The organism is Streptomyces sp. NPDC001292 (assembly GCF_042896465.1).
In the GTDB taxonomy this organism is placed as follows: Bacteria; Actinomycetota; Actinomycetes; order Streptomycetales; family Streptomycetaceae; genus Streptomyces.
On the sequence record NZ_JBIAXG010000050.1, the window covers coordinates 14,562 to 37,255 of the forward strand.

Here is a 22,694-nt window from a genome sequence, read left to right on the forward strand (position 1 = left end):
GGACACCCGACGCCCGGCCTGCCTACGATGATGCTCTCGACACCAGCTACGACCCCGTCTGCTGCCGCCTGGTCCTCGAAGTCACCTCCAGTGACTGGAAGACCGACCTGCGGAACAAGGTCGAGGCCTACGCGGGCGCCAAGATCCCGGTCTATGTGACCGTCGACCGCAAACACCAGCGCGTCCACGTCCTGACCGACCCCGCCGGCGACGATTACGAGAATCACCGCCCGTACTCCCCCGGCGAAGTCGTCACCCTGCCCGCAGCCATCGGCGCCGAGGTCACCCTGAGCGTCGATGAGATCCTCAAGGCCGGCCAAGTGCGGACTGGCTGACCTCGTCCACCTCGTCCACCTCGTCCACCTCGTCCACCTCGTCCTCCTCGTCCATCTCGTCCTCCGTCAGTTCCACGTCGTGGACCAGGGGGCCGTCGGTCACGACGACGTGGTGGGCGCGGGAGCCGTGGGGGGAGGCCGTGGCCGCGAGCAGGTAGGTGCCCGGGCCCGGTACCGCGACGATGTACGAGCCGTCGGCCAGGGACGTCACCCGGTCCAGTTGCCGTCCGCCCTTGGACAGGAGGGTCACGGCCGCGCCGTGGACGGGCTCGCCCTCCCCGGTGCGGACGAAGCCGTGGATCACCGAAGCGGGACCCGGCTGCCGCGGGACCGGTGCCCCCTCGGGCTCCTCCCTCGCTTCCACCGCCAGATGCGGCAGACGGCGCTCCAGCCGGGCCGGCAGCCACCAGTTGGCCCTGCCGAACAGATGCATCGCCGCCGGCACCAGTGCCGTCCGCAGCACGAACGCGTCCAGCGCGACCGCCGCCGCCAGGCCGACGCCCGCCATCGCCGCGCCCTGGTTACCGCTCAGGACGAAGGCGAGGAAGACGCAGACCATGATCAGGGCCGCGGAGTTGATGACCCGGCTGGTCTCCGCGAGGCCGACCCGGACCGCACGGGTGTTGTCCCGGGTGTGCACCCACTCCTCGTGCATCCGGCTCACCAGGAAGACCTGGTAGTCCATCGACAGGCCGAACAGCAGGGACAGCATGATGACCGGCAGGAACGCCTGGATCGGTCCCTCCTTGCCGAGGCCCAGCAGGTCCAGGCCCCAGCCCCACTGGTAGATCGCCACCAGGACGCCGAAGGAAGCGGCGGCGGCGACCAGGTTCATCACGGCCGCCGTCAGCGGCACCAGCAGCGAGCGGAACGCGACCAGCAGGAGCAGGAAGCCGAGGCCGACGATGGTCGCGACGAAGTACGGCAGACGGTCGCCCGTGACGGAGGCGAAGTCCTTCGAGACCGCCGTGACACCGCCGACGTGCGCCCGCACCCCCGCCTCGGGGATCACCTCGTCGCGCAGGGTGTCGATGAGCCGGTCCGTCTGCTCGGACTGCGGCGAGGTGGTCGGGACCACCTGGATGACGGTGACGCCGTGCGCGGACGGCAGCGCGGCCACCCGGGCCACCCCGCGGGTCTCCTCGATGCCCTTGACCAGCGCGGTGGTGTCACCGTCGGCCGATACCACCTGGAGCGGCCCGTTGAAGCCGGGTCCGAAGCCCTCGGCCAGCAGGTCGTACGCCCTGCGGGTCGTCGTCGAGGCGTCGTCGTTGCCCTGGTCGGTGGCGCCCAGCCGCAGCGACAGCACCGGCAGCGCGAGAAGGACCATGACGACCAGCGCGAGGCCCGCGATCCAGCCGGGACGCTTCTGCACCGTGCCGGACCAGCGTGCCGCCAGTGTGCTCGCCCGCTCCTCCCCGGAGGGGCCCCGGGCCGCGAGCCGCCGCCGCTGGCGCCGGCTGAGCACCCGCGGCCCGAGGAACCCGAGCAGCGCCGGCAGCAGGGTGACGGCCGCGAGCACGCTCAGCACCACGGTGAGCGAGGTGCCGATGACCACGCCGTCCAGGAAGCGCAGGTTCGTCACCAGCATCCCGGCGAGCGCGATGCACACCGTGCCGCCCGCGAACAGCACCGCCCGGCCCGAGGTGTTGAGGGCGGTCACCGCCGACTCCTCCGGTTCCAGACCGCGCAGCAGGCCGCGCCGGTGCCGGGTGACGATGAACAGCGCGTAGTCGATGCCCACCCCGAGGCCGATCAGTGAGGCGAGCAGCGGGGCGATGTCGGGCACGTCCGTGACATGACTGATCACCTGGGTCGAGAACAGCCCGATACCGACGCCGAAGACCGCCACGGCGATCGGCAGGAGCATCGCGAAGAGCGAGCCGAAGGCGAGGAACAGCACGAGCGCCGCCGCCGCCAGGCCGACCAGTTCGGACAGACCCGCGGGCGGCTGCTGGATCCGGGTGATCGCCTGACCGCCCAACTCCACCCGCAGGCCACCGCGTTCGGCCGTCCGCGCGGTGTCGACCACATCCTGCACGAGTTGCTTGGGCACCGCGTTCGCCCGTTCGGTGAAGGTGAGCTGCGCGTACGCGATCGTCCCGTCCCGGCTGATCTGCGCCGCGCCCCGGGCGCCCGCGTACGGGCTGCTGACCGCGCCGACCCCCGGCATCCGGCCGATCTCCGCCAGGGCGGGCTCGATCCGGGAGCGCACCGACGTGTCCCGGACCGACCCCTCGTCGACCTTCCACACCACCGTGTCGGTGTCGCCCGCGGCCTTCGGGAACGCCTGCTCCATCAGGTCGTACGCGGTCTTGGAGTCCGTGTCCGGCAGGGAGAAGACGTTCGCGTAGGCCGTGCCCCCGGCGGACGCCCCCACGCCCGCCCCGAGCAGCGAAACCACCCACAGCAACAGGACCAGCAGCCGGTGCCGGTAGCACCACCGCGCCAATGTCGTCACGCTCTACGCTCCTTCATCCGGGTCCCCCGGGTCCTGGCACACCAGCATCCGCAGCGGCGGGCGCGGACGGGCACGTGCCGCCCCGACTCTCAAGGAACTCCAAAGCACCCGCGGCCCCGCCGCCGGTCCCGCCGCGGATACTGGGGACATGACCGTCAACGAGGCAGCGCACGAAGGGGCGACGGTCCTCGTCGTCGAGGACGAGGAGTCCATCGCGGACGTCCTCGCCATCGCCCTGCGCTACCACCGCTTCCAGGTGATGACCGCGGGCACGGTCCGCGAGGCGTGCGCGCTCGCCGAGCGCACCCGGCCCGACGTGGCCCTGCTGGACGTGATGCTGCCGGACGGGGACGGCCGGGCGCTGGGCCGCGAGCTGCGCACCCGCTGCCCGGACCTGGCGCTGGTCTTCGTCACCGCGCGGGACGCGCCCGCGGAGATCGTCGGCGCACTCGGCTTCGGCGACGACTACATCACCAAGCCGTTCAACATCGACGAGGTCGTCGCCCGCGTACGGGCCGTGCTGCGCCGCACCCGCCCCGCCGACGTCCTCCCCCAGCGCCCGCCGCTGCGCTACGGCGACCTGGAGCTGGACGAGACGACGTACTCGGCGCACCGCGCGGGCCGTGCGGTCGAGCTCACCCCCACCGAGTACGCGCTGCTGCGCTTCCTGGTGCGCAACGGCGGCCGGATCGTGCCCAAGGAGCAACTCCTCAGGCACGTCTGGCAGTACGAGCACACACCGCCCGAGTCGACCGTCGTCGAGACCTACATCAGCTATCTGCGCCGCAAACTGGACGCGCTCGGACCGCCGTTGATCACCACCCGGCGGGGTGTGGGATACGGGCTGGCATGAGGCCCGGCAGACCGCGTCCGCGGCGCCGCCGGCACGGGATCCACTCCCTGCGCGGCAAGCTGACCCTGGCGAACGTCGGGCTGCTCGCCGTGGGTGTCGTGGTGGCGACGGCCGCGAGCCTGATGGGCATGCGGCACTACCTGCTCGGCCAGATCGACACCCAGCTGATCAAGTCCCGTGAGTCCGTCGTGGACTCCCGGCTGACCATGCGGCAGATCGACTCGCTGGCCGCGCTGGCCCTCATCCGGGACCACTTCGTGCAGCCCACCGTCAACAGGTCCCGGCCGGACTCCGTCTTCACCGCCGTCGGCAGCCGGGGCGAGGCCGTGCCCATCGCCGGTTTCGCGCCCACCGACGCCCAGCGGGCCCTGGCCGCCGCGATCGGCGACCCGGGCGCGCTCGCCGCCGACCCCGTACCGCACGAGGTGACACTGCACGGCGCCACCTACCGGACGACCTCCGCCCGTCTGGCCGACGGCAACTACCTCGTGTTCGCCACCTCCACCGACGCCCTGCACCAGGGCATCGCCAAGGCCCTCAGGCTGGACCTGGGCGTCGGCACGCTGCTGCTGGCGCTGCTCGCCTGCCTGACGATGTTCAACGTGCGGCGCCGGATGCGGCCGCTGGAGGACATGGTGGAGACCTCCTCGGCCATCGCCGAGGGCGACCTGACCCGGCGTGTGCCCTCCAGCCACCATCCCACGCAGGAGGTGGAACAGCTGCGCGTCGCGCTGAACTCCATGCTGCACCAGGTGGAGTCGGCGTACCGCACGCGCGAGCGCAGCGCCGCCCAGCTGCGCCGCTTCGTCGCCGACGCCTCGCACGAGCTGCGCACCCCGCTGTCGGCGATACGCGGCTACCTCCAGCTGTACGACAGGGGGATGCTGACCGAGCCGGACGAGCGCAGACGCGCCTGGGACCGGATGAACGCCGAGGTGGACCGCATGGGGCGGCTCGTCGACGAACTGCTCACCCTGGCCCGCCTGGACCAGCGGCCGCAGCTGCGGCTGCGGAGCGTCGACGTCGTCCGGCTGGTGCGGGACGCCGCCGAGGACCTGCGCGCACAGCAGCCGGAGCGGCCCGTGACGGTCGGCGCCGAGGGCGTCCTCCTCGTGCACGCCGACGAGTCGGGGCTGCGGCAGGTGCTCGGCAACCTGGTGACCAACGTGCGCGTCCACACGCCCGCCGACGTTCCCGTGCGGCTCACGGCGGAGCGCGCCGACGGTGTCGTACGGCTCTGTGTGCGGGACAAGGGACCAGGGCTGGCCGAGGAGGACGCGGCGCGCGTCTTCGACCGCTTCTTCCGCGCGGGCGGCGGCGCGGGCAGCGGCCTCGGCATGGCCATCGTCCAGGGGGTGGCCGAAGCGCACGGCGGGCAGGTGGCCGTCCGCACGACCCCCGGGGAGGGGTTCGCGGTGACGGTCACGCTGCCCGCGCAGGTCCGGTCGTAGCGGTCAGATCCAGTCGAGCTTCCAGAGCCGGAAGCTGCCCGTGCCGTCCGACAGGTACTGGCCGCCGCCGACGTCCTCGCTGCTGACCACGTACTCCTTGCGCTGCCACAGCGGGATCAGCGGCACGTCGGTGGCGACGTTCGACTGGAGGCTGCGGAAGTCCGCGGCGATCCGGCCCCGGTCGGCGAACTGCTGGGTGTCCCGGATGAGGCTGTCGACGGCCTTGCTGCTGTACCCGGTGTTCATGGTGCTGTCGGTGCCGACGAGGGCGGAGCCGAAGGTGTCGGGGTCCGGGTAGTCGGCGACCCAGCCGACGGCGTACGCGTCGAGCTTGCCGCCCGCCCAGAGCTTCTGGAAGTCGGACCACTCGTAGCCCTTGGTGTCGACCTTGAACAGGCCGCTCGCCTCCAGCTGCCGCTTGAGCTCGACGGCCTCCTCGCCGGCGGCGCCGCGCCCCTTGCCGTAGCCGTAGGTGAAACGCACCGGGATCGACACGCCTGCCTCGGTCAGCAGCTCGCGGGCCTTCTCGGCGTCCTGCGCCGGGTAGGCGTCGAAGAACGCCGTGTTGTGGCCCGTGATACCGGCCGGGATCAGCGAGTACAGCGCGTCCACGGTCCCGTCGTACACGGAGCTGGCCAGCTGCTCGCGGTTGACCAGCCAGGCAACGGCCTGCCGGACGCGGACGTCGTGCAGCGGCGAGGAGGCACGGGTGTTGAGGTACAGGTTGCGGGTCTCTGCGCTGTCGGACACCGACACGCGCAGCTTGGGGTCGCTCGGGTTGAGTCCGGCGAGAAGCTTCGGGGGCAGGTTGCGCGTGGCGACGTCGACCCGCTTGCCTTCCCAGGCCCTCTCGAGCTCGGCCGGGCTGTCGAAGTAGCGCAGCTCGACCGGTCGCCCGGTGCTGCTGATGGCGCCCTTGTAGGAGCCGTTCGGCGCCAGTACCGCGCTCTTGTCCTTGGCGTAGCCCTTGAGTGCGTACGGCCCGGTGCCGTCGACCGCGGTGCCGGTGCGCAGCCCGTTGGCCGGGTAGCGGGTGCGGTCGACGATGGCGCCGGCGCCCGTGGCCGCCTTCAGCGGGAAGGTGGCGTCCGGGGTCGACAGGTGGAAGGTGACGGTCATGCCGCCGGCCTCCACCGAGCCGAGGGTCGACAGCAGCGAGGCCGGGCCGACGTCGGAGTTGACCTTCTTGATGCGGTCGAAGGAGAACTTCACGTCCTCGGCGGTCATCGTGCGTCCGCTGGGGAACTCGATGCCCTCACGCAGTTCGCAGCGGTAGGTGCGCAGCCCGCCGCCGACGAAGCCGCAGCTCTTGGCCGCGTCCGGCACGGGCTGGACCCCACCCGGCTCGAAGGCCAGCAGGGACTGGAACACGTTGCTGAACAGTGCCCAGGAGCCCGCGTCGTACGCTCCTGCCGGATCCAGCGACGTGACGGCGTCCGTCGTGCCCACGACGATCGCCTTGGTCTTGTCGTCCTTCGACGGCAGCAACTGCCAGCCGCCCACCCCCACGACCGCCAGTACGAGCAGCGTCGTGAGGATCCGCATGCGAACCGATCGCACCCGTACCCTCCCCAGACCCTTCACGGGCCCTTCTGCATATGCCACACACCTGAGTGGCGCCGATACCTAATCACACGCTTTTCGCCAAGGGGAAGCCGGGTCTGGGGAGAATGCGAAGAAGTTACGAAGACTTGTTGTTCGAGTGCTTCGGGGCGGGTTCCGGGGACCCTAGGCCTGCCTCGAGGCGAGCTGGACGACGGTGATGTCGGAGGGCGCGCCGACCCGTGTGGGCGGGCCCCACGCGCCCGCGCCGCGGCTGACGTACAACTGGGTGTCGCCGTAGCGCTCCAGGCCGGCGACGGTCGGGTTGGCGGCGGCCGCGAGGAGGCTGCCGGGCCAGAGCTGGCCGCCGTGGGTGTGGCCGGAGAGCTGGAGGTCCACACCGTGCCGGACGGCCTCGTGGATCTGCACCGGCTGGTGCGCGAGCAGCACACACGCGCGTGCCGTGTCCCGGTCGCCGAGCGCCCGCTCGAAGTCGGGGCCCTGCCCCTCGCTCTCGCCCCGTACGTCGTTGACGCCGGCCAGGTCGAAGGCGGGCAGTTCGGTGCGCGCGTTCTCCAGGGGGCGCAGGCCGAGCCGCCGCACCTCCTCCACCCACTGCTCGGCACCTGAGAAGTACTCGTGGTTGCCCGTGACGAAGTACGCCCCGTGCCGCGCCCGGAGCCCGGACAGTGGTGCCGCCGCGGGCCCGAGATCCTTCACGCTGCCGTCCACCAGGTCCCCCACGACGGCGATGAGGTCCGGCTGGGTCGCGTTGACCGTGTCGACGACCTTCTGCGCGAAGCCGCGCCCGAGGACCGGTCCGAGGTGGACGTCACTGACGACGGCGATCCGGAACCCGTGCGCCGCCCGCGGCAGTTTCGCCAGCGGCACGGTGACCCGCTTCACCCGCGGCCCGCGCAGCACCCCGTAGGTCCCGTGACCGACGGTCCCCAGGGCGACCGCGGCGGCGCCTCCGGCGACCACCCGCGACACGAACAGCCGCCGGCTGGGAAGGTCGCGCGGGGACGGCGACGCGAGCTCCGCGGGCGGGCCCGGACGGCCGGTGGCCGGTGGGGCCTCGGCCGCGGCAGGACCGGCGGCCGCCGTCTTCACCCCGCCCACCGCCAAACGACCGGAACCCGTTTGCGCCTCGACGGCGGGCAGCGGCGCGCGGCCGAGCACCGGCTCGGCGGCGGACGACGACTCCGCGGCCGACGACGACTCCGCGGCGGTGTGCGGCTCGTGGGCGGACTGTGGCTCGGCGGGTGTCTGTGCGGCGGGGAGCGGGCCGCCCGGATCCCGGGAGGGTACCCGCGGGCGGGTGGGCAGGAGACGGCGCAGGACCGGGCGGAGTGGCTCGGTCGCCAGGGTGGCCAGGAGCAGGTACAGCGACAGGGCGAGCCAGAGGAAGCCGGGCCAGGCCAGGGTGCGCTGGAGCCAGAAGGGGGCTCCGGCGCGTTCGGTGACGAGGGCCGCGACGGCCAGGAGCCAGCCGCCCGTGATCAGGGCCGCGCCCGCGCGGCGTGCCGGGCCGGGGCCGCGGGTGGTGTCGCGGAACAGGCGCCGCCACAGGTACCAGTTGGCCGCCACCACCCCGCTGAGCACGAGCAGCGCCACGAGCACGAAGACGACCACCATGCCGCCCGTTCCTTCCGCCTGTTGCCTGTGCCGGCCTCTGCCCCTGCCCCCGTGGAGCTGTCCGGAACGCTATGACGTCCGGCGCAGTGCGCGCAGTCCGCGCAACCCGATGACCCCGATGACCGTCCCCAATACGAAGGAGACGACGGCGAGCGCCAGGTGCACCCAGAAGTACGCCGTCGGATGCCCGTGGTCGAACGCGAGACCGCTGGCGTCCTTGACGAGATTCTTGACGAAAGTGACCCAGATGACCCAGCTCCACACCCCGAAGGCGAGTAGGAACCAGGAGACGGGGCGGCTGAGCTTCATACGTTCAGTATCACTGTCCGGGGCCCGGCTCCGCGTCCGGGGTGGAAGGGCGGGCGGGACGTCACTGCCCGCACCGGGTACGTTTCCGACCGTGCCCGCACCCAATAAGATCATCAGGCGATCGCTGATGGTCGCTTCCGCCACTCTGTTGTTCACGTTGTCCGCTTCGCTGACCGCGCCCGCCGCTTTCGCCGCGCCGGTCCCGTCGGCCACTCCCCCGGCCCGGATGTCCACCGTGGGCGGCGCCCGCCTGGGCCTGCCCGGCACACAGGTCGACCTGGGCGACGGCGCGCCCGTGCTGCCCAAGGACCTCACCGCGCGCTCCTGGATCGTGGCCGACGCCGAGTCCGGCGCGGTGCTCGCCGCGCACAACGCGCACTGGCGGCTGCCTCCGGCCAGCACGCTGAAGATGCTGTTCGCCGACACCGTGCTGCCGAAGTTCCCCCGGACGCAGACGTACAAGGTCGCCCCGGCCGATCTCGCCGACGTGGGCGCCGGTTCCAGCCTGGTCGGCATCAAGGAGAAGGAGACCTACACGGTCCACGACCTGTGGCTGGGCGTGTTTTTGCGCTCCGGCAACGACGCCGTGCACGTGCTGTCCGCGATGAACGGCGGAATAGAGCCGACCGTGGAGGACATGAACGCCCACGCGCAGGAACTCCAGGCGCTGGACACGCACGTGGTGAGCCCGGACGGCTACGACGCCAAGGGCCAGGTCTCGTCGGCGTACGACCTCACGCTGTTCGCCCGCTCGGGGTTGCAGAAGAAGGACTTCCGCGAATACTGCTCGACCGTCAGGGCGTCGTTCCCGGGCGAGACGAAGAAGAACAAGAAGGGCAAGACCTCCCGCGGCTCCTTCGAGATCCAGAACACCAACCGGCTGCTGAGCGGCGACTACGACGTCTCGGTCTACCAGGGCATCGCGGGCGTGAAGAACGGCAACACCACCCACGCGGGCGCCACCTTCACCGGAGTCGCCGAGCGCGATGGCCGGGTGCTGCTCGTGACGGTGATGAACCCGGAGAAGAAGGACCACAACGAGGTCTACAAGGAGACCGCCAAGCTCTTCGACTGGGGCTTCGCCGCTCTGGACAAGGCGCGCCCGGTGGGCGAGCTGGTGCCGCCCAGGAGCGCCGCCGAGGCGAAGGGACAGCCGGGCGCCGAGCCCTCCGCGGGCCGGACCGACGGCGGCTCGTCCCCTTCGGCCGTGGCGAGCGCGTCCGTCAAGAACGGCTCCGGCGGAGTGGGAATCGCCCTGGGGGTCGCCGGTGGCGCGCTGGTGCTGCTCGCGGCCGGCGCGTTCCTGGTCAACCGCCGGTGGCCGCTGCCGGACCTGATGCGCCGCCGGACCCGCCCCTGAGACCGACGGCCCGGCCGCCGTCACCGCCCCCGTCCTCGCCGGCCGCACCGCCCCCGTCGCCCGCACCGCACTGCGTCGCCGTCCAGGCGGCGCAGTACAGGACCAGCTTGGAAGTGAAGTTGATCCACAGCAGCAGGGCGACCGGGACCCCGAAGGCGCCGTACATGCTCTTCGCCGCCACTCCCTGGATGTAGCCGCTCAGCAGCAGCTTCAGCAGCTCGAAGCCGACCGCGCCGAGCAGCGCGGCGACCAGCAGCCGGTGGCGTGGCGGCTCGACGCCGGGCAGCAGGGTGAGGACGTACAGGAGCACCAGGAAGTCGGCCAGTACGGCGACCGCGAACGCGATGATCCGCAACAGGACGGTGCCCCAGCCGTGTTCGGCCAGCCCGATCTCCCGGGAGATGTAGCCGATGGCGGCCGAGGCGACGGTGGACACGGCGAGCGTGACCAGCATCGCGCCACCGAGGCCGATCAGGACGCCCGCGTCCTTCACCTTGTTCAGCAGCGGGTTCTCCTCCGGGTCGGGCAGTTCCCACACCGCGCGCAGGCAGTCCCGCGTCTGGGCGACCCAGTTGACGCCGGTCAGCAGCAGGGCGGCACCGGCGATGAGGCCCACCGTCCCGGCGTTCTGCACCAGGGCGCTGATGTCCAACTGCTGGCCCAGGCCCGGGAACTGCTGGACGATCTTGTTCTGGAGCGTGTGCTGCCGCTGCGGACTGAGGGTGGCGGCGCCGATCGCGGCGGCCACCGTCAGCAGCGGGAACAGCGCGACGAAGCTGATGAACGTCATGGCGGCGGCCAGCCTCGTCCACTTGACCCGGTCCAGACGCTCGTACGACCGCCACGCGTGCGTGGTCATCAGGCGGGCCACCCACGGCCCGACGACGGGAAGCTTCTTCAGCCAGTCCATGATCGGACTGTGCCCGCTCGGCGGCGACGTGAACACCGCGTTTCTGCGCCAAAACACGCATAACCGGACGATACAGTCGTCTGCCGTGAAGGATGCCTCCGGTCTCTCGCGTCTCCCCCGGTCCCTGCTCGTCCTCGGCGGCACATCCGAGATCGCCCAGGCCACCACGCGCCGCCTGATCGCGCGCCGCACCCGCACCGTGTGGCTGGCGGGCCGCCCGTCACCGGGCCTGGAGGAGGCAGCCGCGCACCTGCGCACCCTGGGCGTGGAGGTGCGCACCGTCCCGTTCGACGCGCTGGACTGCGCGTCCCACGAGACCGTCCTCGGCAAGGTCTTCGCCGAGGGCCGTATCGACATGGTGCTGCTGGCCTTCGGCGTCCTCGGCGACCAGGCGTACGACGAACGGGCGCCACTGAACGCGGTCCGGGTCGCGCAGATCAACTACACCGGGGCGGTGTCCGCGGGACTGGTGGCCGGGCAGTCGCTGCAGAACCAGGGGCACGGCTCGCTCGTGGTGCTCTCCTCGGCCGCCGGGGAACGCGCCCGCCGCGCGGACTTCATCTACGGCTCCAGCAAGGCGGGTCTGGACACCTTCGCCCAGGGCCTGGGCGACGCGCTGTACGGCACCGGGGTGCACGTCATGGTCGTACGCCCCGGGTTCGTGCGCTCCAGGGCGACCGCCGGCCGCGAGGCCGAACCCTTCACCGTCACCCCCGAGCAGGTCGCCACCGCCGTCGAACTCGGGCTGCGCAGGCGCTCGGAGACGGTGTGGGTGCCCGGTGTGCTCCGGGTGGTGACGACCGTACTGCGGCATCTGCCACGCGCCGCCTTCCGGCGGCTGCCGCTGTAGCCGCCTGTTCGCGCCGTCCCTACCGGGCGGGCAGCGTGCCGCGGTCCACGGGGCCCGCCTGCGGGGGCACCACCGTGCTACCGCCGAAGCCGAACTCCCGCAGCTTGCGCCACACCCCGTCGGGGCCCTGTTCGTGCAGGGCGAACCCGGTGCACGGCCATTCCGCCTCGTACTCGGCGAGCTCCTCGAAGGCTCGGTCCATCGACACGTCGTCGATGCCGTGCGCCACCGTCACATGCGGGTGGTAGGGGAACTGGAGTTCACGCGCCACCGGCCCGGAGGCGTCACGGACCTGCTTCTGCAGCCATGTGCACGACTCGGCGCCCTCGACGACCCGTACGTAGACCACCGGGGACAGCGGCCGGAAGGTGTCCGTGCCGGACAACCGCATGGTGAAGGGGCGCCCGGCCGCGGCCACCTCCGTCAGATGGGCCTCCACGGCCGGCAGCTCTGCGGCGTCGACCTCCGTCGGCGGCAGCAGGGTGACGTGCGTGGGGATGCCGTGAGCCGCGGCGTCGCCGAAGCCCGCGCGCCGCTGCTGGAGCAGGCTGCCGTGGGGCTCCGGGACCGCGATCGACACGCCGATCGTTACGGTCCCCACGTCGTCTCCTTCGTCGTGCCGGATGGGTCTTCTGTTTGGTTCTCAGCCGTTTCGTCACCGCCGTCCGGCTATGACTGTACGACCACGGCACCGTTGTGGGCAGGCGCAGCCACAGTGATGTGCAGCGCTCTGCCCAGCGGCGCGGGTGTGCGGTGGTGCGCCTCAGTGCTTGGCGGGCAGGAAACCCACCCGGTCGTACGCCTGGGAGAGGGTCTCCGCGGCGACCGTGCGAGCCTTCTCCGCGCCCTTGGCCAGGATCGAGTCCAGGGTCTCCGGGTCGTCCAGGTACTGCTGGGTCCGCTCCCGGTACGGCGTCACGAACTCGACCATGACCTCGGCGAGGTCCGTCTTGAGCGCACCGTAGCCCTTGCCGGCGTACTTCTCCTCCAGTTCGCCGATACCCGCCCCGGTCAGCGTCGAATAGATCGTCAGGAGGTTGCTGACGCCCGCCTTGGTCTCCGGGTCGTAGCGGACGACGGTGTCGGTGTCCGTGACCGCGCTCTTGACCTTCTTGGCGGTGGCCTTCGGGTCGTCCAGCAGGTTGACCAGGCCCTTCGGCGTGGACGCCGACTTGCTCATCTTGATCGTCGGCTCCTGGAGGTCGTAGATCTTCGCCGTCTCCTTGAGGATGTACGCGTCCGGGACGGTGAAGGTCTGGCCGAAGCGGCCGTTGAAGCGCTCGGCGAGGTCACGGGTGAGCTCGATGTGCTGGCGCTGGTCCTCGCCGACCGGGACCTCGTTGGCCTGGTAGAGCAGGATGTCGGCGACCTGGAGGATCGGGTACGTGAACAGGCCGACGGAGGTCCGGTCGGTGCCCTGCTTGGCGGACTTGTCCTTGAACTGGGTCATGCGGCCGGCCTCGCCGAAGCCGGTGAGGCAGTTCATGACCCAGGCGAGCTGCGCGTGCTCGGAGACGTGGCTCTGGACGAACAGCGTGCAGCGGTCCGGGTCCAGCCCGGCGGCCAGCAGCTGGGCGGCCGCCACCCGGGTGTTGGCGCGCAGCTCGGCCGGATCCTGCGTGACCGTGATCGCGTGCAGGTCGGCGAGCATGTAGAACGCGTCGTGGCTCTCCTGAAGGGCCACCCACTGGCGGACGGCGCCGAGGTAGTTGCCGAGGTGGAACGATCCGGCGGTGGGCTGGATTCCTGAGAGCACGCGGGGTCGGTCAGTCGCCATGTTCACCATTCTCTCAGGTAAGGGAGCCCGATCCGGAACCGGCCGGAAACAGGTGGGAACCGAATCGTCCCGCGCGGTGTAACAAGGGTGTGAGAACGCGGGAGGGGGGCCGCATCGTCGATGAGGCCGCGGTGATCGCACGCGTACGCACCGGAGAGCCGGAGGCGTACGCGGAGCTGGTGCGGGCCCATACGGGCATCGCGCTCAGGGCGGCCACCGCGCTCGGGGCGGGGGCGGACGCGGAGGACGTGGTGCAGCAGGCCTTCGTCAAGGCGTACTGCGCCCTGGGCCGGTTCAGGGACGGCTCTGCCTTCAGGCCGTGGCTGCTGTCGATCGTCGCCAATGAGACGAGGAACACAGTGCGCGCGGCGGCCCGGCAGCGCACACTCGCCGGCCGGGAGGCGGCGTTCGTGGAGGCCGAGCCGCTGATACCGGAGTCGGCGGACCCCGCGGTGGCGACGCTGCGGACGGAGCGCCGCGCCGCCCTGCTGGCCGCGCTGGAACAGCTGAGCGAGGAGCACCGTCTGGTCGTCACCTACCGCTATCTGCTGGAGATGGACGAGTCGGAGACCGCCCAGGCCCTGGGCTGGCCCCGCGGCACGGTGAAGTCCCGTCTCAATCGCGCCCTGCGCAAGCTGGGCCGTCTGCTGCCGGATGTCCAGCCCCGGGGAGGAGGTGAGGACCATGCGTGAGCCGGAGGGGACCCACGGGCTGCCGGAGGAGCTGCGGGAGCTGGGGCGGTCGCTGGACGCGCCGGGGGCGGGGGGTCCGTCGCGTCCGTCGGGTCCGTCGGGTCCGTCGGGTCTGTCGGCGGGATCCGAGTCGATGGTGGAGCGGGTGCTTCAGCAGATACTGGCCGATCAGGTGCCGGTCCCGGTGGCCGAGCCGGCGGGTGCCGGTGAGCGGCTGCGGGCGGTGCGGCACTGGACGCGGACGCGGTGGCGTTCGCTGACGGCGGCCCTGTGCGGCCTGCTGGCGGTCCTCGCGCTCACGCCCCCGGTGCGGGCGGCGGTTCTCGACTGGTTCGACTTCGCCGGCGTCGAGGTGCGGTACGACCCGTCGGCGGTGCCCTCACCCGGCGCCGAGGTCCCCGGCTGCGGCAGGTCGCTGTCCCTGGCGCAGGCCCGGCGGCAGGCCGGTTTCGAGCCCCTGGTGCCGGACGCGCTCGGCGTGCCGGACGCGGTGACGGTGACCGACGAGCCGCGGGGGCGGTTCCTGGTGACCCTGTGCTGGCACGAACAGGGGCGGACGATACGGCTCGACGAGTATCCGCAGCGGCTGGACGTCAGCTTCGTCAAGAGACTGCGGGAACCACCGGAGTGGATCCAGCTGGGCACGACCTCGCCCGACGGAGTTCCGGACTCCGCCCTGTGGTTTCCGAGGCCGCATCTGCTGAGCTTCTGGCTGGTGGACGCCGACGGCCACCGCCTCACCCGGGGCAAGCGGACCGCCGGTCCGACGCTGCTGTGGATGCACGGAACCGGCGACGACGCGGTGACGCTCCGGCTGGAGGGAGTGGCGTCGAAGGCGCGCGCGACGCGGATCGCCCGGTCGGGCGTGCTGGAGGCCGGGACTGCCGGGCGGCCCTCGACATAGTGCCGGCGAGGTGGGAACCGGGACGGGCCGAGCGGTGTACCAGAAGTGATGCGCGGCCCGGGGCGGGCCGCGCCGGATTCGGCCGGTGGGGGTTCGGATGGGCAGGCGGAGGGCTCGTGAACTGACCGCGTTCCTAGGCGCGTTGACGATGATGCTCGCCGTGATGGTGTGGGGTGCGTCCTCCGCGGCGGCCGGCGGGCCGACCAGTGTGCTGGTGACCTCGCCGCAGAGCGGAGAGGCCGGCGCACGGTACTACTCCGAGAAGGAGTACGGGCAGTTGGAGAAGCTCCTGGGCCCGGCGGGCTCGGGCAGCCTCGACAAGCCGCCCGAGGCCGATCTGGTCCATGCCCGGCAGATCAACGTGACCTGGCTGGCACACGACATATCGCCGTGGCGACTCGACCGGGTCTTCCCGGTGACCGGCGGGAACGCCGTATGGATCCACACGGCGGCGAACGTTCCAGAGTCCATGAACGGCTACTGGCACCGCGCCGAGCAGCCCGCCCGGCTGCGTGCCCTGCTCGCGAAGCTGGGCGTGATGGGCAAGACCTCGGCCTCGGACCAGGGATACACCGGTGTCTTCCCGGCGCCGTGGCAGGAGGAGACGGCCACACCGGACACCACGGCACCGGAGTCCACCGCACCCGATGCGGACACGGGGACGCAGACGGTGCGGGTGAGTGAGCCGGCCGGGGGTGGCGCCGGCACCGACTGGTGGTGGGCGATACCGGGGGCGGCGGCCGGGGCGGTGCTCGCGCTGGTGCTGCGGTCCTTCGTGCCGAGGCATCCGCTCGACCGCCTGCGGCGGGAGCGGGCCCCGGAGCCCCGGCAGGAACTGCGGGACGTGTAGGACGCGTGCGGGCGACGAGAGACGTGCGCGGGAGGACGGAGGGGGCGGTCGGGTGGCACTGCGCGGTGGGCGTACGGCGCCATGGCTGATCTGGGTACTGCCGGTGGTGGCGGTCGGGGTGGGGGTGCTGCTGTGCGGGGTGCCGGCGGTCGCGGTGACCTCGGACGGAGGCGGAGCGCCGCGCGCGCCCGATGTGGCCCTGGTCGTCGCGGGCGGCTCGGGGCGTACCAGAGCGTTGCACCTGGGTGATCGCGACTTCACCCGGCTCCGGGAACTGCTGCGCCCGGCGTACACGGGGACGGAGCCGGTGCCGGAAGCCTGGGCGCGGGGGCGGCATCCGGCGGTGCGGGTGACCGTGGTGTGGGGACTGACCGGGGTCGGAGGATGGCCGGTGACGAGCAGGCCGCCGGGAGGTGATGTGGCCGTGGAGCGGCAGGACCAGTTGATCGTGGCCGAGGACGGCACACCGTGGGTCCGCTCGGACCTGGCCCCGGATGTGGAGGACGACGACATCCGCTGGCACCGGGCGCCGCGAGACCTGTACGAGCGGCTGGCCCGCACGGGGCTGCTGGGTGACGTGGAGAGTGCGCCGTCCGGCAGGACTCCGGGCGCCGCAGGTGATCACCTGTGGTGGGCGGCCGGCGGACTGGCCGCCGGGGCCGGCGGCACGCTGCTGATATGCCGCGCGGCGGCCCGGCGCGGTACCGGACCGCCGCGGGAGGAACGACGACAGGAGCTGATCGACCTGTGAGTCCAGTGACCTGTGAGTCCCGCGCGGGGACGGGTCAGCCGAGGTCGATCTCCGGGTAGAGGGGGAAGCCCGCCACGAGGTCCGTGGCCCGGTGGGAGATCTCGTCCGCGATCTTCGGGTCGAGGACGTGCTGGGCCTTGGAGGGGGTGCCCTTGCCGGTGGTGCCGGGCTCGGTGGCCGTCAGGACGCGGTCGATCAGGCCGGCGACCTCGTCCATCTCGGCGGTGCCCAGACCGCGGGTGGTCAGCGCGGGGGTGCCGATGCGGACGCCGGATGTGTACCAGGCGCCGTTGGGGTCGGCCGGAATCGCGTTGCGGTTGGTGACGATGCCGGACTCGAGCAGGGCGGCCTCGGCCTGGCGGCCGGTGAGGCCGTAGGAGGAGGCGACGTCGATCAGGTTGAGGTGGTTGTCGGTACCGCCGGTGACGAGGGTGGCGCCGCGGCGCATCAGGCCCTCGGCGAGAGCGCGGGAGTTGTCGACGATGCGCTGGGCGTAGTCCTGGAAGGAGGGCTGCCGGGCCTCGGCCAGGGCGACCGCCTTGGCGGCCATGACGTGCGGGAGGGGGCCGCCGAGGACCATCGGGCAGCCCCGGTCGACCTGGTCCTTGAGGGAGTCGTCGCACAGGACCATGCCGCCGCGCGGGCCGCGCAGAGACTTGTGGGTGGTGGTGGTGACGATCTGGGCGTGCGGGACCGGGTCGAAGTCGCCTGTGAGGACCTTGCCGGCGACCAGGCCCGCGAAGTGGGCCATGTCGACCATGAGCGTGGCGCCGACCTCGTCGGCGATCTCGCGCATGATCCGGAAGTTCACCAGGCGCGGGTAGGCGGAGTAGCCGGCGACGATGATCAGCGGCTTGAACTCGCGGGCGGAAGCACGCAGGGCCTCGTAGTCGAGGAGGCCGGTGGCCGAGTCGGTGCCGTAGGAGCGCTGGTCGAACATCTTGCCGGAGATGTTCGGGCGGAAGCCGTGGGTGAGGTGCCCGCCGGCGTCCAGGGACATGCCGAGCATGCGCTGGTTGCCGAAGGCCTGGCGCAGTTGGGCCCAGTCCGCCTCGGAGAGGTCGTTGACCTGGCGGACCCCGGCCTTCTCCAGGGCGGGGGCCTCCACGCGCTGGGCGAGGACGGCCCAGAAGGCGACCAGGTTGGCGTCGATGCCGGAGTGCGGCTGGACGTAGGCGTGGCGGGCGCCGAAGAGTTCCTTGGCGTGCTCGGCGGCCAGCGACTCGACGGTGTCGACGTTGCGGCAGCCGGCGTAGAAGCGGCGGCCGACGGTGCCCTCGGCGTACTTGTCGCTGAACCAGTTGCCCATGGCCAGCAGGGTGGCCGGGGAGGCGTAGTTCTCGGAGGCGATCAGCTTGAGCATCTCGCGCTGGTCGGCGACCTCCTGGCCGATGGCGTCGGCCACGCGCGGCTCGACGGCGCGGATCACGTCGAGGGCGGCACGGAAGGCGGTGGACTCGTTGGACAGGGGCGCGGTGTTCTCAGGCATCGGGACCTCCGGACGTGGCATCGGCGTTCACGTTACGGCCCAGGCGCACGGCACACTTACCGCTCGGGCCGCTCCCCGATGGTCGGTCCCATCCCAGCGCGCCAGTCACGGCCCTCCGTCAGCCTACCGGGCGCACCCTACGGCGCAGTTCCCGCGTCCACCATGCGAGCGAGGATAGGAAGGAGGAAAACCTCCCCTCCCCGGGAGGCGACCTTCGTCCTCGGGAGCCGCCGTGACCGCCACGGAAGACCTCATCGCCGCAGCCGACGCCCACAGCGCACACACCTACCACCCGCTGCCCGTGGTGATCGCCACGGCGGAGGGCGCGTGGATGACGGACGTGGAGGGCCGCCGGTACCTCGATCTGCTGGCCGGTTACTCGGCGCTGAACTTCGGGCACCGCAACCGGCGGCTGATCGAGGCGGCCAAGGCGCAGATGGAGCGCGTGACACTGACTTCGCGGGCCTTCCACCACGACCGGTTCGCGGCGTTCTGCGAACAGCTGGCGGAGCTGTGCGGCATGGAGTCGGTGCTGCCGATGAACACGGGCGCGGAGGCGGTGGAGACGGCCGTGAAAACGGCCCGGAAGTGGGGCTACCGAATCAAGGGCGTGCCCGCGGAGATGGCGAAGATCGTGGTCGCGGGCAACAACTTCCACGGCCGTACGACGACGATCATCAGCTTCTCCACCGACCCGGAGGCCAGGGCGGACTTCGGACCGTACACGCCGGGCTTCGCGATCGTGCCGTACGGGGACCTGACGGCGATGCGGTCGGCGATGACGGAGAACACGGTCGCCGTGCTGCTCGAGCCGATCCAGGGCGAGGCGGGGGTCCTGGTGCCGCCGGCCGGTTATCTGCCGGCGGTGCGGGAGCTGACACGGCAGCGGAACGTGCTGTTCATCGCCGACGAGGTCCAGTCGGGGCTCGGGCGCACGGGCCGTACCTTCGCGTGCGAGCACGAGGGGGTGGTGCCGGATGTGTACGTGCTCGGGAAGGCGCTGGGCGGCGGGATCGTGCCGGTGTCGGCGGTGGTGTCCTCGCGGGAGGTGCTCGGCGTGTTCCGGCCGGGCGAGCACGGGTCGACGTTCGGCGGGAACCCGCTGGCGTGCGCGGTGGCGCTGGAGGTGATCGCCATGCTGCGCTCGGGCGAGTTCCAGGCGCGGGCCGCGGAGCTGGGCGAGCATCTGCACCGCGAGCTGGGGCAGCTGGCCGGCACGGGCCGGGTGCGGACGGTGCGCGGACGCGGGCTGTGGGCGGGCATGGACGTGGACCGGGCACTGGGGACCGGGCGGGAGATCGCCCGGAGGCTGATGGACCGGGGCGTCCTGGTGAAGAACACCCACGCCTCGACGATCCGGATCGCCCCGCCGCTGGTGATCGGCAAGGAGGATCTGGACTGGGGTCTGACCCAACTGCGGGCGGTGCTCGGCGCGTAGCGGGATGACGCGGCGCCTGTCCGGGGGGCGGAGAGCACCAGGACTCCAACGAGCACCGGGGCTTCCCCGAGTACCGCGGGAGGAGCCGGGCAGGAGCGTGTGCGGGCGGGCGTCCGGATCGGGCGACGCGCGGATCCACCGCTCCCCTAAAGTCGCCTCGTGCTCTTGGGAATGGTGTGCGCGCTCGGTGCGGCGGTGTGTTTCGGCACGGCGACGGTGCTCCAGGCCATCGCCGCACGCGCCGCGACGGACAGCGGCGGGGGCGGGGACGCGGCACTGCTGCTGCGGGCGGTACGGCAGTGGCGGTATCTGGCGGGCCTGGGCCTGGACGGCCTCGGGTTCCTGCTCCAGATCGCGGCCCTGCGCTCGCTGCCGATCTACGTGGTCGGCGCGGCCCTCGCCGCCAGCCTCGCGGTGACGGCGGTGACCGCGTCCCGGCTGCTGCGGGTGCGGCTGAGCGCGGTGGAGTGGTCGGCGGTGGGCGTCGTCTGCGCCGGTCTGGCGATGCTGGGGCTGGCCTCGGGCACGGAGGGCCGCGAGGACGGCTCGACGGCGCTGAAGTGGGCGATGCTCGGGGCGGCGCTGGCCGTGCTTCTGCTCGGAGCGGTCGCCGGCCGCCTGCCCGAACGCGTCCGTGCCCTGCTTCTCGGCCTGGGCGCGGGCTTCGGCTTCGGCGTGGTCGAGGTGGCGGTGCGGCTGATCGACTCGCTCGCCCCGTCTGCGCTGTTCACCAACCCGGCGGCCTACGCCCTGCTCCTCGGCGGTGGAGCCGCCTTCCTGCTGCTGACCTCGGCCCTCCAGCGCGGTTCGGTGACCACGGCCACCGCGGGCATGGTCGTCGGCGAGACGATCGGCCCCGCGGCGGTCGGCGTGGTGTGGCTGGGCGACCGCACCCGTGAGGGCCTGGCCTGGCTCGCGGTGCTCGGCTTCGCGGTGGCGGTGGCGGGCGCCCTGGCGCTGGCGCGGTTCGGGGAGGCGCCGGTCGAGGAGGCGCCGGCCGAGGAGGGGTGACCACCGCCCGACGGGCCGCCCGACGGGCCGTCAGGGCAGCACCCGGCACAGGGCGTCCAGGGCCGCCGCCCACGCGTGGTCCGGTGGGGTGCCGTAGCCGACGACCAGGGCGTCCAGCGGTGCCACGGCGGCCTGCTCGTGGCGGAAGCGGGACAGTCCGTGGAGGGCGAGGCCCTGCCAGGCGGCCGCCTGGACCACCGCGGGTTCGGTGCCGGGCGGCAGGCGCAGCACGGCGTGCAGGCCGGCGGCGATGCCGGTGGGGCGGACGTCGGGCGCGCGGGTGGCGAGGGCTTCGACCAGGGCGTCGCGGCGCCGGCGGTAGCGCAGGCGGGCGGAGCGCACATGGCGGTCGTAGGCGCCGGAGGCGATGAACTCCGCGAGCGTCAGCTGGTCCAGCACCCCGCAGGTGTCGGAGGGCCCCTTGGCGGCCGTGGCCTCCGCCATGAGGGAGGGGGGCAGGGCCATCCAGGCCAGGCGCAGGCCGGGGGCCAGGGACTTGCTCGCCGTGCCCAGGTAGACCACGCGGTCCGGATCCAGTCCCTGGAGCGCGCCGACGGGCTGGCGGTCGTAGCGGAACTCGCCGTCGTAGTCGTCCTCCAGGATCAGGCCGCCGGTGCGCCGGGCCCAGTCGGTCACGGCCGCGCGCCGGTCGGGGTGCAGGGGCACGCCCATCGGGAACTGGTGGGCGGGGGTGAGCAGGACCGCTCCGGGGCCGGTCAGTTCGCCGGTGACCGTGCCGAGTTCGTCGAAGGGCAGGGGGCGGGTGCGCAGGCCCGCCCGGGCCAGGAGGTCCCAGTGCACGTCGAGGCCGTACGACTCGACGGCGACCGTGGTGACGCCGCGGGCCCGCAGCACCGTGCCGAGGATCCGCAGTCCGTGCGCGAAGCCCGCGCACACCAGCAGGTGGTCGGGGTCGGTGCGGACGCCCCGGACCCGGGCGAGATGGCCGGCCAGGGCGGCGCGCAGTTCGGGCCGGCCGCGCGGGTCGCCGTAGCCGAGGGCGTGGTGGGGAGCGGTGGCCAGGGCGCGGCGGGCGGCCTTGAGCCACTGCGTGCGGGGGAAGGAGGCGAGGTCGGGGGTGCCGGGGACGAGGTCGTGGACGGGGCGGGGGCGTTCGCGGGGGTGCCGGGCCGCGCCGGTCCGCCGGACGTCCGCGCTCGGCGACGGCCCGAACGGCGAGGCGGGTGTCCCCGTGGCCACGCGCGTGCCGGAGCCCTGGCGGGCGGTGAGCCAGCCCTCGGCGACCAGGTCGGCGTAGGCGTCGGCGACCGTGTTGCGGGCGATGCCCAGGTCCGCGGCGAGGGTCCGGGAGGAGGGCAGCCGGGTTCCGGGGGCCAGGCGGCCGGTGCGGACCGCCTCGCGCAGGGCGTCGGTGAGGCCGCGGCGCAGGCCGGGACCGGCCGGTTCCAGATGCAGGTCCAGGCCCAGAGTGGCCCATGATTCCGCCATGGAAATGGACCATACTCCTGGGCTGCTTCGCTCATAGGGTCGGCCGTATGGCTACGACGACGAACACCGGCGAACACACGGGCACCGCCGAAGGCGCCCCCGCGTACGCGCCCGAGCACGAGCCCCGCACGCAGTGGGCCAAGCACGCCCCCGAGGTCTACAAGGCGATGGTCCGGCTGGACGCGGCCGCGGGCCAGGGCCTCGACCCGCGGCTGCGCGAGCTGGTCAAGATCCGCGCCTCGCAGCTCAACCACTGCGCGTTCTGCCTGGACATGCACACCAAGGACGCGCTGGCGGCCGGCGAGAGCGTGGAGCGGATCGTGCAGCTCAGCGCCTGGGAGGAGTCGCGGCACTTCTACACGGAGAAGGAGCTCGCGGCGATCGAGCTGACCGAGGCCGTCACCGTCCTCACCGACGGCTTCGTGCCGGACGCGGTGTACGAGAGGGTCACCGCGCACTTCGACGAGGCCGAGCTGGCCCATTTGATCGCTTCGATCACGGTGATCAACGCCTGGAACCGGTTCGGTGTGACGACCCGCGCCGTCCCGGGCCACTACACGCCCGGGCAGTACAAGTGACGGCCCCGGTCCAGGGGCGGGCCGGGCCCCTGGACCGGGACGCCCG

General features: G+C 72.4%; 20 protein-coding genes, 1 pseudogene and 1 riboswitch. Of the genes and pseudogenes, 12 read left to right on the forward strand and 9 right to left on the reverse strand.

Annotated features, from left to right (window positions below; all coding sequences use genetic code 11):
- Nucleotides 1–38: 38 nt before the first annotated feature.
- Nucleotides 39–335, forward strand: a pseudogene (locus ACFY4A_RS35495) (Uma2 family endonuclease); the annotation flags it as partial.
- On the opposite strand, the gene ACFY4A_RS35500 reads toward ACFY4A_RS35495, so the two are convergent.
- The gene (locus ACFY4A_RS35500; protein ID WP_390833465.1) at nucleotides 307–2,787 is read right to left on the reverse strand and encodes an MMPL family transporter; all 2,481 of its coding nucleotides are present in this window, start codon (nucleotides 2,785–2,787) and stop codon (nucleotides 307–309) included. The pseudogene ACFY4A_RS35495 and the gene ACFY4A_RS35500 sit on opposite strands and share 29 nt — an antisense overlap.
- Nucleotides 2,788–2,944: 157 nt before the next feature.
- Between ACFY4A_RS35500 and ACFY4A_RS35505 the strand changes: the two genes are divergently transcribed.
- A complete protein-coding gene (locus ACFY4A_RS35505) occupies nucleotides 2,945–3,649 on the forward strand; it encodes a response regulator transcription factor (protein WP_390833426.1) in 705 nt (234 codons plus the stop codon).
- A complete protein-coding gene (locus ACFY4A_RS35510) occupies nucleotides 3,646–5,100 on the forward strand; it encodes an ATP-binding protein (RefSeq protein WP_390833427.1) in 1,455 nt (484 codons plus the stop codon). The genes ACFY4A_RS35505 and ACFY4A_RS35510 overlap by 4 nt, the downstream gene beginning before the upstream one ends.
- Before the next feature lie 3 nt (nucleotides 5,101–5,103).
- Here ACFY4A_RS35510 and ACFY4A_RS35515 read toward each other — a convergent pair whose 3' ends face one another.
- The 3 genes from ACFY4A_RS35515 to ACFY4A_RS35525 form a co-directional block, all read right to left on the reverse strand.
- Entirely contained in the window at nucleotides 5,104–6,645 is a 1,542-nt protein-coding gene (locus ACFY4A_RS35515; protein WP_390833428.1) for an ABC transporter substrate-binding protein, read from the reverse strand.
- 183 nt (nucleotides 6,646–6,828) lie between these two features.
- Nucleotides 6,829–8,280 (reverse strand): metallophosphoesterase, encoded by a 1,452-nt coding sequence (locus ACFY4A_RS35520; RefSeq protein WP_390833429.1) that lies wholly within the window; start codon nucleotides 8,278–8,280, stop codon nucleotides 6,829–6,831.
- A 69-nt stretch (nucleotides 8,281–8,349) separates the two neighbouring features.
- The gene (locus ACFY4A_RS35525) at nucleotides 8,350–8,589 is read right to left on the reverse strand and encodes an SCO4848 family membrane protein (RefSeq protein WP_390833430.1); all 240 of its coding nucleotides are present in this window, start codon (nucleotides 8,587–8,589) and stop codon (nucleotides 8,350–8,352) included.
- Nucleotides 8,590–8,680: 91 nt separating this feature from the next.
- Here ACFY4A_RS35525 and ACFY4A_RS35530 point away from each other — a divergent pair, with 91 nt between their 5' ends.
- Nucleotides 8,681–9,949, forward strand: a complete 1,269-nt coding sequence (locus ACFY4A_RS35530) for a D-alanyl-D-alanine carboxypeptidase family protein (RefSeq protein ID WP_390833431.1) — start codon at nucleotides 8,681–8,683, stop codon at nucleotides 9,947–9,949.
- Here the strand turns inward: ACFY4A_RS35530 and ACFY4A_RS35535 are convergent.
- Entirely contained in the window at nucleotides 9,897–10,859 is a 963-nt protein-coding gene (locus ACFY4A_RS35535) for a YihY/virulence factor BrkB family protein (protein ID WP_390833432.1), read from the reverse strand. The two genes, ACFY4A_RS35530 and ACFY4A_RS35535, sit on opposite strands and share 53 nt — an antisense overlap.
- Before the next feature lie 85 nt (nucleotides 10,860–10,944).
- Between ACFY4A_RS35535 and ACFY4A_RS35540 the strand changes: the two genes are divergently transcribed.
- On the forward strand, nucleotides 10,945–11,709 hold the full coding sequence (locus tag ACFY4A_RS35540; RefSeq protein WP_390833433.1) for a decaprenylphospho-beta-D-erythro-pentofuranosid-2-ulose 2-reductase: 765 nt from the start codon (nucleotides 10,945–10,947) through the stop codon (nucleotides 11,707–11,709).
- 19 nt (nucleotides 11,710–11,728) lie between these two features.
- On the opposite strand, the gene ACFY4A_RS35545 is transcribed toward ACFY4A_RS35540, so the two are convergent.
- Both ACFY4A_RS35545 and trpS read right to left on the reverse strand, forming a co-directional pair.
- On the reverse strand, nucleotides 11,729–12,310 hold the full coding sequence (locus ACFY4A_RS35545; protein ID WP_390833434.1) for a 2'-5' RNA ligase family protein: 582 nt from the start codon (nucleotides 12,308–12,310) through the stop codon (nucleotides 11,729–11,731).
- A 162-nt stretch (nucleotides 12,311–12,472) separates the two neighbouring features.
- A complete protein-coding gene (gene trpS, locus ACFY4A_RS35550) occupies nucleotides 12,473–13,486 on the reverse strand; it encodes a tryptophan--tRNA ligase (RefSeq protein WP_390833435.1) in 1,014 nt (337 codons plus the stop codon).
- An 89-nt stretch (nucleotides 13,487–13,575) separates the two neighbouring features.
- Between trpS and ACFY4A_RS35555 the strand changes: the two genes are divergently transcribed.
- The 4 genes from ACFY4A_RS35555 (at nucleotide 13,576) to ACFY4A_RS35570 (ending at nucleotide 16,683) form a co-directional block, all read left to right on the forward strand.
- Complete coding sequence (locus ACFY4A_RS35555) at nucleotides 13,576–14,178, forward strand: RNA polymerase sigma factor (protein WP_390833436.1); 603 nt, start codon at nucleotides 13,576–13,578, stop codon at nucleotides 14,176–14,178.
- The gene (locus ACFY4A_RS35560) at nucleotides 14,171–15,082 is read left to right on the forward strand and encodes a hypothetical protein (protein ID WP_390833437.1); all 912 of its coding nucleotides are present in this window, start codon (nucleotides 14,171–14,173) and stop codon (nucleotides 15,080–15,082) included. Before ACFY4A_RS35555 ends, ACFY4A_RS35560 begins: the two co-directional genes overlap by 8 nt.
- Nucleotides 15,083–15,179: 97 nt before the next feature.
- The gene (locus tag ACFY4A_RS35565) at nucleotides 15,180–15,932 is read left to right on the forward strand and encodes a hypothetical protein (RefSeq protein WP_390833438.1); all 753 of its coding nucleotides are present in this window, start codon (nucleotides 15,180–15,182) and stop codon (nucleotides 15,930–15,932) included.
- Nucleotides 15,933–15,984: 52 nt separating this feature from the next.
- The gene (locus ACFY4A_RS35570; RefSeq protein ID WP_390833439.1) at nucleotides 15,985–16,683 is read left to right on the forward strand and encodes a hypothetical protein; all 699 of its coding nucleotides are present in this window, start codon (nucleotides 15,985–15,987) and stop codon (nucleotides 16,681–16,683) included.
- A 34-nt stretch (nucleotides 16,684–16,717) separates the two neighbouring features.
- Here ACFY4A_RS35570 and ACFY4A_RS35575 read toward each other — a convergent pair whose 3' ends face one another.
- Nucleotides 16,718–18,172 (reverse strand): glycine hydroxymethyltransferase, encoded by a 1,455-nt coding sequence (locus ACFY4A_RS35575; protein ID WP_390833440.1) that lies wholly within the window; start codon nucleotides 18,170–18,172, stop codon nucleotides 16,718–16,720.
- 30 nt (nucleotides 18,173–18,202) lie between these two features.
- A riboswitch (ZMP/ZTP riboswitch) is annotated at nucleotides 18,203–18,291 on the reverse strand.
- Between the two features lie 113 nt (nucleotides 18,292–18,404).
- Between ACFY4A_RS35575 and rocD the strand changes: the two genes are divergently transcribed.
- Both rocD and ACFY4A_RS35585 read left to right on the forward strand, forming a co-directional pair.
- Nucleotides 18,405–19,610: an ornithine--oxo-acid transaminase gene (gene rocD / locus ACFY4A_RS35580; protein ID WP_390833441.1), complete on the forward strand. Its 1,206-nt coding sequence runs from the start codon at nucleotides 18,405–18,407 to the stop codon at nucleotides 19,608–19,610.
- A 171-nt stretch (nucleotides 19,611–19,781) separates the two neighbouring features.
- Nucleotides 19,782–20,621: a DMT family transporter gene (locus ACFY4A_RS35585; RefSeq protein WP_390833466.1), complete on the forward strand. Its 840-nt coding sequence runs from the start codon at nucleotides 19,782–19,784 to the stop codon at nucleotides 20,619–20,621.
- Nucleotides 20,622–20,651: 30 nt separating this feature from the next.
- Here the strand turns inward: ACFY4A_RS35585 and ACFY4A_RS35590 are convergent, their stop codons facing one another.
- A complete protein-coding gene (locus ACFY4A_RS35590) occupies nucleotides 20,652–22,070 on the reverse strand; it encodes a PLP-dependent aminotransferase family protein (protein WP_390833442.1) in 1,419 nt (472 codons plus the stop codon).
- A gap of 47 nt (nucleotides 22,071–22,117) precedes the next feature.
- On the opposite strand from ACFY4A_RS35590, the gene ACFY4A_RS35595 reads away from it, so the two are divergent.
- Nucleotides 22,118–22,648 (forward strand): carboxymuconolactone decarboxylase family protein, encoded by a 531-nt coding sequence (locus ACFY4A_RS35595; RefSeq protein WP_390833443.1) that lies wholly within the window; start codon nucleotides 22,118–22,120, stop codon nucleotides 22,646–22,648.
- Nucleotides 22,649–22,694 lie beyond the last annotated feature (46 nt).